Origin of the sequence: Lysinibacillus sp. NPDC097231 (assembly GCF_044761885.1) — a bacterium.
Taxonomy (GTDB): Bacteria; Bacillota; Bacilli; order Bacillales_A; family Planococcaceae; genus Lysinibacillus.
In genome coordinates this window covers 16262-28280 of record NZ_JBIWDH010000049.1, presented here as the reverse complement: position 1 = coordinate 28280, position 12019 = coordinate 16262, and the positions used below count along the sequence as shown (strand labels likewise).

Sequence of the window (12019 nt, the reverse complement as noted above, 5' to 3'; positions counted from 1 at the left end):
GGTTTTGGCTACCGAAATGATGCCCATCTTTTCCTCCGTTTACGTTTGGAAACAGGTCATTGATTTTGTCATCCCCAGATTTTGGTGATGAGCCTCCTATAATCAAAATATGTAATTATTATACTACCGAAAAGTAGATTTTAACATATTTTTTTAGGAGTTTTGAAGGAGATTGACATTGAAAGCTCGAATGTTCGATTCAAATAATCGATTTCACGCAAATATAACTTTTTTAGAGTGGAGGGAAGAAAATGTTTCCTGTATTAAGTACAGAACGATTAATATTAAGAGAACTCACTGAAAATGACGCCACAGATATTTTAAAATGCTTTTCTAATCCTGATGTGCTACGTCATTATGGGCAGAAACCATTAACAAATTTACAGCAAGTTCAACAAATCATAAATAATTTTTCAAAGAATTATGATGAAAAACGGGGCATCAAATGGGGGATTACCATAAAAGGGCAAGAAGGTATCATTGGAACTATTGGTTTTCAAGAGTGGTCTACTGAACATAAAAGAGCTGAGATCAGCTACGCACTTTTTCCAGACAGTTGGGGGCAAGGATATGCAAAGGAAGCCGTTAATCGAGTCATCTCATTTGGTTTTCAAGAGATGGATTTAATGCGCATCGGTGCCATTGTTTTTACCGAAAATGAAGCTTCAAACAAGCTATTAACAAAATTAGGCTTTGAAAAAGAAGGGGTTTTAAAAAACTATATGTACCAAGATGATATTCCATATGACACGAATATTTATTCTCTAATAAATGTAAAACCATCATAACTATGAATGGCTAAAGACCAAGAGGGTGAACTGCTCCCTAAAAGCTGAGCTTAGGATGCAGTTCATTATTTTCGCTCTTGGATAAAGCATACCATAGCTATTTTTTAATTGTTTCAGCAAATGTTTTTCGACCAGGATTCACTTTATTTACTTTAATGTCGAGTTTACTAATTGAATCCTCTGTTAATGGAACTATTCCATCTTTCTCATATTTCTTCCATGCTTTTACGTTTTTTCGATAGAGCTGCTCGGATAAGCGGTAAATATCAATATCCTTTTCTAATGCATCAAGATAGGTTGCTCTAATATCTTTTTTAACCTCCTCGATTACTTTTTTTCTTATTTCGTCTCCTGTAATTTTTGTTCTGAAACCATTTACAGTTGCATCAAAAACCATATCCACTTCAAATGTGACTTGATTGTTTTTGACAATTGGTTCTATTTTTACACTTAATTTTTCCAAATCTACTGATAAGTAATCATCGTCAGTACCGTCTATTTTAAAGGTAACTTCTCCTCGGGCCTTTGTTTTTTGCATCCATTGAATACCCGATGCATTCTTGTCCTTAATAAAGCCTTTAAATCCATTTTTTGAAAGTACTCCGACACCTGTGAGCGCTGTTTCCTCTGTGGTTTCTTTGGATGTTTGCCATTCTTCTTTTAAAAGTGAAACATATGGAATATTTACTTCATGACTCGGTTCATCTAAGCTAATGACTAAGTTTCGTAAATCAACAGGCTCAAAAATTTTTTGTATCTCTTCTGCATGTAGTGGATCGATAAGTTTTGAAGCTGCAAGGGATTTATTTAATATGGGTGCGACTAGAAGGATGTCTTTAATTGAGTCCTGCGTACAAAACGCCAAGATTTGATATCTTGTTTCTCGATGACGTAGAAAACTGTCAATAATGGCAATTGCATTTTTACTTTTTAAGGCTTCTTCAGAAAAAAGAACAAAATTCATATGCCCCCAGAATACTTTTTGATCGATGGAGCGGTACATTTTAAAAAAGGCTTCTTCCATTGTTTTTCCTTTAGCATGCCCAATCTCTGCCTGTGGTGCTTGGGGATTAGGTGACTCTGTTTTAGCTACATTAGCAAAGTTGATGATTTGCATATAAATTTCATATTGCCCATCTTTATAATCGACGCCAACACCGTTAATATAGTACATTCTTTGGGGTTCCGAAACATCCCAACATCCCGAAAGCAATAGTGTAGCACTTAAACCTATGATAAATTTGATTATTGTCTTCATTTTTCGACCTACTTTTAGAAAGTTGTATATATTTTAAGGAGCTGATCTGATACATTTTTAGCTTAGACATAAATAGAGTGGATTATAAGTAGTGAAAACAGAGAAGTTGCTAATTAACCGCCTCAACAAACAGAAAAAACGGCTAGTTTTAAACATGAAGAAGACTTATTAAATTATTAAAATACAATAGAAATCAAGCCATTCCTCATAAAAATAAACAGTACAAGGCTGCTTATACTGTATTTAGTGATTCACCTGCAGGGAGATTAAAAATAGTATTAAATAGGCTTGGATTGCAAGATGAGGAGGTAGTCCAAGTGTGTATAATAATAATAATCTCATGAAAATTGGATATTTGTTGTAAAATTTATAATGATGGTAAAAGTTGAATCATTTTTTAGGTGGAGAAAATTACCTGAAACAGGAGGTGCGTTTTGAATAAAATTATACTATTATGTCTTGTATTATTCATTGGAGTGATTATAGCGGTTCCTTTTCTCGTTTATGATGGATTATATGGGAATCCTATTCGCTCCTTATTTATGGAAAATGCAACAAAAGACCACCTTTATAATGTGGGGTATAATTCTGATGAGTTGCTAGAAGTTAAAGCATCCCATTCAATGAAAAAAGATGCAGGTATAAAAAGAACACGTGCTTTTGTCATTTTTAAAGATGAACCAGAAGAAACATACGTTTATATCCAGCAAGAAAAGAACGGAGAAATTCAACAAAGTTGTAGTCATCTCAATAAAGATATCGACGCTTACGAAAACGAGTACACTGAAAAAAGAAAACACATGGTGAAAGACTGTATAAATACACTTTTTTCAAGATTGCATCTCCCACAAAAGGGCGGTGTGATAACGTCTTTAAATGTGGATGCTGCTTAAATAAAATATGTTCAAAAACACCTTATAAACTTTACGGAAAAATAAAAGAATCCATTTTGAAAAAAAGTTTGATCAAAATGGATTCTTCTCTTCAATATTTAACTACATAGATATAATTTTTGTTGCAACTGTTTGTTGAAATGCCTGATCATGCTCAACAATAACCATTGTAGGATTAAATCTTTGAATAAGCTCTTCAATCTGCATGCGCGAATAAATATCAATAAAATTTAACGGTTCATCCCAAATATATATATGAGCTTTTTCACATAAACTTTTAGCGATAAGTAGCTTTTTCTTTTGGCCACCTGAATAATGCGATATATCTTTGTCAAATTGAATTCGGTCAAAATCCATCTTACGTAGGATGGATTTAAATAACGTTTCATCAATCTCATGCTCTTCAATAAAGTCCGATAACAGCCCCTTCAAATGAGAAGTATCTTGTGTGACATAGGAAATAATGAGGCCTGAACCTATATGCATGGAGCCTGTATACTGTATTGGATTTCCTAGAATTAGTTTTAGGATACTACTTTTTCCACTTCCGTTCTTGCCATCAAGTACAATTCGGTCACCTTGTTCAACTTTAAAGCTAATTGGCTTATTTACTATTTTGTCATCGTACTTAACAGACACATCAGCCAAAACCATCAATTCATTTGACTTATAATCCAATGGTTCTAATTTTAATTCCTCAGTTTTTTCCACATTTTTTAGCAGTTTTGACTTTTCTTCAATAGCTTTTTGTTGCCTAGTTTCAAGGTTCTTTGCTCTCTTCATCATCTTTGCTGCTTTATGTCCTACAAATCCCTTATCCAACTTAGAACCCGAATTCGTGGTCCCATTTTTAGAAGCTTCCACTTGATTAGACCAACCTGCTGAACGCTTTGAAGACTGTTTTAATCGCCCTATGTCTTTTTGTAGACGTTGATTTGTTGCTTCTTCGTGTTCCTGCTGTCTATCAAAGTTTAACTTCCAAGAAGAATAGTTACCACTTTGAACTTCAATATTTGCCCTATTTATAGATAAGATATGGTCAACGCATCCATCTAAAAAGTTTCGGTCATGTGAAATTAAAATAAAGCCTTTTTTCTTTTTTAAATAATCAGAGACAACCTTACGTGCATCAGTGTCTAGATGGTTGGTTGGCTCATCAATTAATAGAAATTGACCCTCAGTCAAAAAAAGTGCAGCTAGCAACACCTTTGTTTGTTCTCCATTTGACAAAGTTTTAAAAGGACGATACATTGCCTCGGCATCAACGTCTAAATAGGATATTTCACGAAGAATTTCCCAATCTTCTGCTTGGGGGCAAATTTCTTCCATGATTTCATGCGTATACTTGTTTTTATCTGAAACGGGATAAGGAAAATAATTAAATTCTACCGAAGAAATGATTTTCCCGCTATACTCATAATTCCCTAATAATAAATTAAAGAATGTTGTTTTACCTCGACCATTTCTACCGATAAATCCAAGTTTCCAATCTGTATCTATTTGAAAGTTTACACCTTCAAAAATATTGTCAAAGCTACCTGGATAAGAAAAAGTTAAGTCTTGAACTTTTATCATTGACATGATAATTCCTCCTTTGTATCTACACTTTTTATTTGTTACAAAGTCGGCACATCCATCTATGCTAAATTTCTCCGTATGAGTGTGATGGATATTAACGACTTATACGGAGTATTACATGCGTAACAATAGTGTCTGAATCGGACATTTTTCTCTCTCCTTTATGACTATGAGAGAATAAAAAAATCCTCCCAAGTTGTAATTGGAAGGATTAGTCTTTCACTTAAATGAAATAAGTTCTTAATTGCCATTAAAACCATGACAAATAAAGTGGAAACTGATTTATAAAAATGGACAGACTAATCCTATATTTTTGAAGTTTGAAGTTATTCATTTCAAATAAAAATATAGTTTAGTTAATCATCGTCCATTCATCAGTCCTCTCATCATTGTATTTTTATAGTAGCAAATTTTTTTATGGAATACAACTCTACATCATTTTCACTTTAAATTACTGTCCTTCAAGATTGATTCTGGATAAAGAAGATGGAGAGAATGATTAAACAATCAAACCTAGATTGATAAGTTAAATTACGGAGGGATATAATGTTATCTGATTTAGAATTGATGGAACTTCATGTGAACGTGTTATTTAAACACGATACTGAAAATCGAATAACAGTCGTGAATGAACCACCATACGATGTTGCACCAAGATTTTTCGTTGGTGGCACCCATCTAGGAAGTGTAGTAAGGTATTCAAAAACGCTAGATGCGAGCCTTGTAAAGAAGTTAGAACAGGTTATAGATACAAATTCCGTTACTTATCTTGGGGAATTTATCAATGTTTTAAGCATAGACCGTCAATTCAATAATTTATGGATTGGCCCAGCGTATGTGTTTCCAGATGTAATGGACGGTTCTCATACACAAGTAATACAAGTAACTCACGAAAATAAAGAACTTTTAAAACCTTATTTTCCATATACATTTGAGGATTTTGAATATAAGGAACCCTGTTTTGTAATAATGGAGGACAATATTCCTGTCTCTATTTGTTGTAGTGCAAGGAGGTCCCAAAAAGCAGATGAAGCAAGCGTATTCACGTATGAAGATTACCGTGGAAAAGGGTACGGTATAGATGTTACTAATGCTTGGGCAGCAGAGGTACAAAAAAGAGGTCGAATTGCTCTATATAGTACATCGTGGGATAATTTCGCATCCCAATCTGTGGCAAGGAAACTGAACTTACATCAGTATGGAATAGACATTCATATGAGTTAAAGTAACTGCTGAAAATTTTATAATACGACATGAAGGACCTCATTTTGATTAATTTTTCAAAATGAGGTTCACTTGCTAACTTTATCTTTATTCGGGTTTACTGTAGCGAAAGCAAAGCGACAGCTACAAATGTTTTCTGTGCGAAAGCGAAGCGACAGCTACAAGTACGCCAAGGCTGAAATTGATTAAACTACAGTTCAAAGATGCTCGCATCGGTACTAAAAATAACGAGCAATTGCGACACCTGTTTAACAACCTTCTTTTAAAATTTTATTTTTTAGTAAGAAGTTTTTTCGTTAGATAAAGAATGCCCGTTAATACAAGTAAAAAAAACCACTGCAATATTGCGATGTACATAATTAATAAAAAATCTGCGTGCAAAACCAGAGTTTCACCAGGAGGCTTTTCTTTAGTAGGATCTATGATTAGAACAAAAGAAACAATAAAAGACAAAAAGAAAGCTAGATTAGCCCATAGCATATGATAGACAAATTCAAGTTTGAATTTGCTAAACCAAAGAACTACATTGATAAAAACTATAATTAAAGGAAAAATGACAAAGTTAAAAAGTAATGAACCAATTATATTGGATAGCATTGAATCATAAATGATTGGAGCTAAACAAATAGTGATAATATTTGTAGCAGCTACAATGAATGAATTTCTATATTTATGCATTTTTAACTCCTTTTACTTTTTCATCACATGATATAAACGAAAAAAAGTAATAAAGGTTTTCTTTCTTACTTTTTTAATTTCTCTAGAAACCAAACAGGAAAAACAAAATATACATTATAATAAAGATAATGGAAAAAGAAAGGCGGGTTACTATGACAAAATATATCGCATTCCTCAGGGGGATTAATGTTGGGGGACATAACAAAATTATCATGGCAGAATTAAGAAACTCCCTCGAACAACTAGGCCTACAAAACATTAGGACATATATCCAAAGTGGAAATATCCTTTTTGAATCGGGTGAATCTGAGGAGATCTTGCAAGAGAAAATTCACGATAAAATAAAAAAGGATTTTGGGATATCCAGTATCGTTGTTATGAGAACAGCTGAAGAATTACAGCAAATTGTTAGTCAATGCCCTTTTACAGAGCAGGAGATTGTAGAGGCGAATGCTTCTTCTGTAGGGGAATGTCTGCATGTGGCTTTGTTGCCAGCAGCCCCTTCGAAGGACAATTATGACAAGTTTTTATCTTATGCAAATGACAACGAACGCTGTATCGTAAATGGACGAGATGTCTACCTATTATTCTATGACAGCATTCGAAATTCTAAGCTTAGTGGTAATCTGAATAAGCTTGAGATTCCCGCTACCGTCCGTAATTGGAAAACACTCCTCAAGCTTTCAAGCATGGTCGAAGATTTCAGCCTTAAATAACTCTATATTTATAAAGGAGGGGGGAAATATAATCAGTGATGTTACGCAAATAGGATTGACAGCAAGTGTGTCGTGGGTAACGCCGGGACATATTAAAAATACTGGTACTTATTTAACATCATTCATCAGTCGTGATTAAAATTTCACTATATTTAGGGGAGTGGTTAAAATAAAAAAAATTTTAATTATCCTTGCTATTCTAATATTAATTATTTTCGCTTCTGTTGCTTTCGTTCAATTTAAAAAACATCAGGCTTCCGATAAAGTGATGCAATATTTAACGGAAATAAGGGGCTATGAGGAATCAGAAATAATAACGCTTGAAAGTAAGTATAGCTTTTTTGGCATACCCAAGTATCATGTGGAAGTAACTTTTAAAAACGAACCCAAAATCGTCTATTTATATTTCGCTAATGATTTAAAAGGGCAGTTTGAATATTACGAGATTGACGGTAAGACGATTCCTACCGAAGACTTAAAAAATTACGATCCGGCATAGAGCAAAGTAATCCCGAAAAATAAAAAATAGCGCACTTTTGTGGTAAGTACGAACGTTATCTGATTTAGAATTGATGGAACTTCATGTGAACGTGTTATTTAAACACGATCCTGATAATCGAATAACAGTCGTGAATGAACCGCCATACGATGTTGCACCAAGAATTTTCGTTGGTGGCACCCATCTTGGAAGTGTAGTATGGTATTCAAAAAAGCTAGATGCGAGCCTTGATAAAGAACGTTGTGTCATCAATGGCAGAGATGCCTATCTTTTATTCTTCGAAAGCATTCGCAATGCAAAACTTAGTCAACAGCTAAATAAGCTAGAGGTGCCAGCAACTGTTCGCAATTGGAAAACAATGATGAAGCTTGCCACTCTGAGCGAAGAATGAAATGAGGGGATTTACTGACATCTTCAAATTTTATTGCAGCAGGAACAGACTCTTCTGGGAAGCACTTTAAGCATTAGTCAAATAAAGACAACTATGCGTAATATTTTATCATCAGTAGGGGGGGATAGGGTGAAACGAGACCAATTCATTTATTTTATTTACCCTAGTATTTATTTTATTGTAAAAACATTCAATCAATGGAGGGCTCAAGAACCTATTACATGGGGAGATAATACACTGATGTTAGGTATAACGATTGTAATAATGTATCTCATGTTGGTTTTGATAAATTGGGCTAAAAAACCGTATCAATGGGGAAAAAAAGATAATTGAAGGAAACATAAAATAAGAGAGCAAATTTCATTTTTCCTTGAAATGATGCTCTCTTTTTGTTTCAAATGATGATAAAATCAGTTACTAATCACTTAACATTGCTTTTAAAGTTCGTTTTTGCCAGCCTAGCTTGAAGTATGCGTATTGTAATACAAAATGCACACAGAAGGTAGTAGGGTAAGCTATCCAAACACCATTTAGTTTGAGTGAAGTGTGGTGCGATAACATAAACGCTAATGGTACTTCTACTGCCCAAATGGCAATGACTAGGAAAATAGTTGGCCATAAGACAACACCAGTAGCTCGCATTGTAGCGGAAACAGTTTGCGTATGTCCAAAAATTAAATAGCTCCAAAATGTGATATATAAATAATCCTTTGCAATGAGCACGGTGTTATGAGAATTAATAAATAAAGATAGGATAGGTTCCGCAAATAAATACATGATTAAAATAATGGCGCCACCTAAAATGTAATTAATACGCACACCTAAGAGACGAATTTTTTTGATCATTTCCGTAGAGTTTGCGCCTAAAGCCTGGGCAACAAATACAGATGTCGCAATGGCAATACTCATCGCTGGCACCTGTGCATAGCTTGCCACCTGATTGACAACACCATAAGCGGCAGTAGCATCTGAGCCATAGACGTTCACGAAGCCAATGACCGCAATTTCCGCAACAGAGATCGCTACCATGCTAATACTCGATGGAATGGCTAGCTTTAGCAATGAAGCTAAAATATCCTTCTTTAATTTAAAATGCTGTAAAATAGATTTGTCTAAACGCAGTAAATGCTTTGTTTTATGCAGGTAGGCAAATAATAATAGCATCGTTACCAGATTGGATAAAACAGACGCATAGGCAGCGCCGTTTAAGCCAAACTCAGGTAGACCTAGCCAGCCAAATACTAACGGTGGAAGGAATGCAATATTTAACACAACACTGATCACTAAAAATAAAAATGGTGTTTTTGAGTCACCAACTCCGCGCATGAAGGTCGTGTACACCATATACCAAAACATGATGGGTAACGTGAAAAATAAAATTTGTGCATAGCTAATACTCATATCTAAAATATTTGCAGGTGTTTGCATAAAGCGTAAAATCCACTCAATGAAAAAGCCACCAAAAATCGCAACGACAATGGATAAAATTGTCGTGAAGGCGAGGGTAACCCCTACAACTTCCTTCATCTTCTCATGATTGCCAGCCCCGAAGGTTTGCCCAACTAAAATAGAGCTACCTGAGCCAATGCCAATCGCAAATGCCATTAAAAAGAAGAAGAACGGAAAAAATGCAGAAATTGCCGCAAGCGCATCGACCCCTAAATGGCGCCCAACAATAAACATCCCAAAGACTTGCCCTAATGATTGCAACACATTCGCAAGCATAACAGGAATTAAAAAGTTAAAAAAAGATTTTTGTAGTTGCTTATCATCTTGTAATAAATTTTGGTTCATTCTAATATCCCCTTAGTAATAACTTTAATAACCCATTTCCTTTAAAACACATGATAACGTGCGTAGTCGTTCGCCAATTAGTTCACCATCATCACTCAATGCTTTCGTAAAGAGCTGAATATCCTCATTAATTTGTTCATTTTCCGTGCATACTTCCACTGTCATGGCATCGCCCTGTAAGCCAACACGTTTAATAACAGGGTTTTCTTCATCATATAAATTTTCGAAGCAGTAAGCCTCCTTAAAATAAAGCTGTGATTCACATACTAAAATAGCGAGATCAAGCACACGATGAAGAGGAAGCTCCTCCGATTGACGTGACCATTTACCACCTGTATGACGCCATACTTTCGCCGAGATATCAACCTTTCCTCTGTCATTCCACTGAGCTAAGCCAAGTGAAAGCCCCTGTGCATCTGTATGATAAGCAGTACGCCCATCAATATTGGCATAATTTTCGGCGACGATAACAGGTTTATGTTTTAAATGTGTAGGTATTTTCATTTATTTAAAACTCCTTAGTCATTCAAATTTAGTAATTTAGTAAATTACTGATTTACTAAATATAGCACTGTTGAAATCATAAGGTCAACCATTTTATTACAGCGGTTCAATGAATAACAAGGGCTATTACTAAAATGAACCATTTATTACTTAACGTGCTACCCTTTTCTTTACCATCAATAAAATATATTGTAGAAAAGAATACAATTATGTATATTTATGGGTATGGAGGTGTGCATTATGAAAAAAATACTTGCACTCGTATGTATGGCAACACTCTTAACTGCTTGTGATAATGATGGAGATAAAACGGTGAAGGTTGTAGAAGAGACGCCGCACTCACCATTTATTCAAATAGGTGAACAAGTTGTAGTCAACGATGTTGCGAAATTTTCAATAATCAATAATACGTTGGGGAAGGAAAGCATTCCTACCAACTCAGAACAAGGGTCTAGGTTGCATTCTGATAACTACTTACTTCTCGATACTTGGTTGTCATTGGAAAATATATCGACAGTAGATAAAAGTGCCGATCAATTTTTTTCAGATATTAAATATGTACATGATAATCGGTTTGAGTATGGGGTCGATGGAGTATCGATAGAAAAATTTAAAGGAACTCAATTTGATGACAACCTAGAACGTATCATTGAACCATCACAAACAGAGGTATTTCACTTTACCAGTATCGTGCCAGCGGAGTTAGAGAATGACCAAAAACCATTAAAACTCATTTTTACGCTAGACGGTCAACAATACGAACAACAGATACGCTAGCAATGAGACATACTGAGGTATGTCTTTTTATAGGTGATCTTCTTAACGAAAAGTAAATATACAAATATGGAAATTTTAATAGCCAACTAAATTATTTTAGTATATGATAAATTTGTTAGATAGTAGCTATATAAATAATAAATTTTTAAGAGGTAACTAATGAAGCGTGTCATGATATTTGGATTTTTTATTATTATTCTTTTGGTAATAGCATTTAAAGTGAATTCGTCTACGAAAATGGATAATTATCGAACTACGATTATTCAAACCATTGAGGAGCGTTATGGAATCCAAGTAGAGGAAACTCAATATTCGTATAACAAAATAGAATTAGGCGAATATACGTCCTATTTACAAACAAAGGAAGAACCATTTTTGAAGTTTGAGGCTAGCTTAGACTTATATATGAATGAGATTGATGATAACTATTTACAGCAATATTGGCCTATTTTATTTACCCCAATTGCCGAACGAATTGGTACTCAATTTCTTGAAGAAGCACCGATAACGAAGGTACAGGCCGCAAAACGTTTGCCAGTAACAGAAAAAGTGGAGCCATTTAGTAAACAGTACAAAATGATTGTTTATTACGGAATAGACAAAAGCTTTGAAGAACAAGACTATCCAGTGATAAAAAATCTACTACAAGCCCTGTATAAAGAAGCTGCTGAAGTTTCCTTATATGTAGATTATAGAAAAGGAAATGAAGTCGTTTCTTGTGGACCTGATCAGAGGGAAAAATACAAAGAGGGGGAAGCGATCCAATCGTACTGTGTAAAACGTCAGGGGCAAAAATTATAGAAAAGTAAGAGTAACTTTATAAGAGGTTGTCCATTGTTAGGACAACCTCCATTTTTATTTTGTAAAGGCAATTGAATATTGAACGACAACGACACCATTTAAAACTTCCAAGAGTATT

14 protein-coding genes are annotated in these 12019 nt (G+C 34.5%); 9 read left to right on the top strand and 5 right to left on the bottom strand.

What is annotated here, in order from left to right:
- Nucleotides 1-251: 251 nt before the first annotated feature.
- On the top strand, nt 252-788 hold the full coding sequence (locus ACIQXF_RS21300; RefSeq protein WP_402787311.1) for a GNAT family N-acetyltransferase: 537 nt from the start codon (nt 252-254) through the stop codon (nt 786-788).
- A 97-nt stretch (nt 789-885) separates the two neighbouring features.
- Here ACIQXF_RS21300 and ACIQXF_RS21295 read toward each other — a convergent pair whose 3' ends face one another.
- Nucleotides 886-2046, bottom strand: coding sequence for a Ger(x)C family spore germination protein (locus ACIQXF_RS21295; protein ID WP_402787308.1), 1161 nt, complete (start codon nt 2044-2046; stop codon nt 886-888).
- 434 nt (nt 2047-2480) lie between these two features.
- Between ACIQXF_RS21295 and ACIQXF_RS21290 the strand changes: the two genes are divergently transcribed.
- Nucleotides 2481-2939, top strand: coding sequence for a DUF3139 domain-containing protein (locus tag ACIQXF_RS21290; protein ID WP_402787305.1), 459 nt, complete (start codon nt 2481-2483; stop codon nt 2937-2939).
- A gap of 102 nt (nt 2940-3041) precedes the next feature.
- Here the strand turns inward: ACIQXF_RS21290 and ACIQXF_RS21285 are convergent, their stop codons facing one another.
- Nucleotides 3042-4520, bottom strand: a complete 1479-nt coding sequence (locus ACIQXF_RS21285; RefSeq protein ID WP_402787302.1) for an Lsa family ABC-F type ribosomal protection protein — start codon at nt 4518-4520, stop codon at nt 3042-3044.
- Nucleotides 4521-5063: 543 nt separating this feature from the next.
- On the opposite strand from ACIQXF_RS21285, the gene ACIQXF_RS21280 reads away from it, so the two are divergent.
- Nucleotides 5064-5741 (top strand): GNAT family N-acetyltransferase, encoded by a 678-nt coding sequence (locus tag ACIQXF_RS21280; protein ID WP_402787299.1) that lies wholly within the window; start codon nt 5064-5066, stop codon nt 5739-5741.
- A gap of 270 nt (nt 5742-6011) precedes the next feature.
- Here ACIQXF_RS21280 and ACIQXF_RS21275 read toward each other — a convergent pair whose 3' ends face one another.
- Nucleotides 6012-6419, bottom strand: coding sequence for a hypothetical protein (locus tag ACIQXF_RS21275; protein ID WP_402787296.1), 408 nt, complete (start codon nt 6417-6419; stop codon nt 6012-6014).
- A gap of 152 nt (nt 6420-6571) precedes the next feature.
- On the opposite strand from ACIQXF_RS21275, the gene ACIQXF_RS21270 reads away from it, so the two are divergent.
- The 4 genes from ACIQXF_RS21270 to ACIQXF_RS21255 all read left to right on the top strand — a co-directional run bounded on the left by ACIQXF_RS21270 (nt 6572) and on the right by ACIQXF_RS21255 (nt 8358).
- Nucleotides 6572-7135 carry a DUF1697 domain-containing protein gene (locus ACIQXF_RS21270; RefSeq protein ID WP_402787293.1) on the top strand — a complete coding sequence of 188 codons (564 nt, stop codon included), beginning with the start codon at nt 6572-6574 and terminating at the stop codon, nt 7133-7135.
- A 160-nt stretch (nt 7136-7295) separates the two neighbouring features.
- Nucleotides 7296-7634 carry a DUF3139 domain-containing protein gene (locus tag ACIQXF_RS21265; protein ID WP_402787290.1) on the top strand — a complete coding sequence of 113 codons (339 nt, stop codon included), beginning with the start codon at nt 7296-7298 and terminating at the stop codon, nt 7632-7634.
- A gap of 73 nt (nt 7635-7707) precedes the next feature.
- Entirely contained in the window at nt 7708-8025 is a 318-nt protein-coding gene (locus ACIQXF_RS21260; protein ID WP_402787287.1) for a hypothetical protein, read from the top strand.
- A gap of 129 nt (nt 8026-8154) precedes the next feature.
- On the top strand, nt 8155-8358 hold the full coding sequence (locus ACIQXF_RS21255; RefSeq protein WP_402787284.1) for a hypothetical protein: 204 nt from the start codon (nt 8155-8157) through the stop codon (nt 8356-8358).
- Nucleotides 8359-8442: 84 nt separating this feature from the next.
- Here ACIQXF_RS21255 and ACIQXF_RS21250 read toward each other — a convergent pair whose 3' ends face one another.
- Together ACIQXF_RS21250 and ACIQXF_RS21245 are read right to left on the bottom strand one after the other, a co-directional pair.
- Nucleotides 8443-9819, bottom strand: a complete 1377-nt coding sequence (locus ACIQXF_RS21250) for an MATE family efflux transporter (protein WP_402787281.1) — start codon at nt 9817-9819, stop codon at nt 8443-8445.
- Between the two features lie 24 nt (nt 9820-9843).
- Nucleotides 9844-10323 carry a DUF6530 family protein gene (locus ACIQXF_RS21245; RefSeq protein ID WP_402787279.1) on the bottom strand — a complete coding sequence of 160 codons (480 nt, stop codon included), beginning with the start codon at nt 10321-10323 and terminating at the stop codon, nt 9844-9846.
- Between the two features lie 267 nt (nt 10324-10590).
- On the opposite strand from ACIQXF_RS21245, the gene ACIQXF_RS21240 reads away from it, so the two are divergent.
- Both ACIQXF_RS21240 and ACIQXF_RS21235 read left to right on the top strand, forming a co-directional pair.
- Nucleotides 10591-11100 carry a hypothetical protein gene (locus tag ACIQXF_RS21240; protein ID WP_402787276.1) on the top strand — a complete coding sequence of 170 codons (510 nt, stop codon included), beginning with the start codon at nt 10591-10593 and terminating at the stop codon, nt 11098-11100.
- A gap of 159 nt (nt 11101-11259) precedes the next feature.
- Entirely contained in the window at nt 11260-11901 is a 642-nt protein-coding gene (locus tag ACIQXF_RS21235; RefSeq protein WP_402787273.1) for a hypothetical protein, read from the top strand.
- Nucleotides 11902-12019 lie beyond the last annotated feature (118 nt).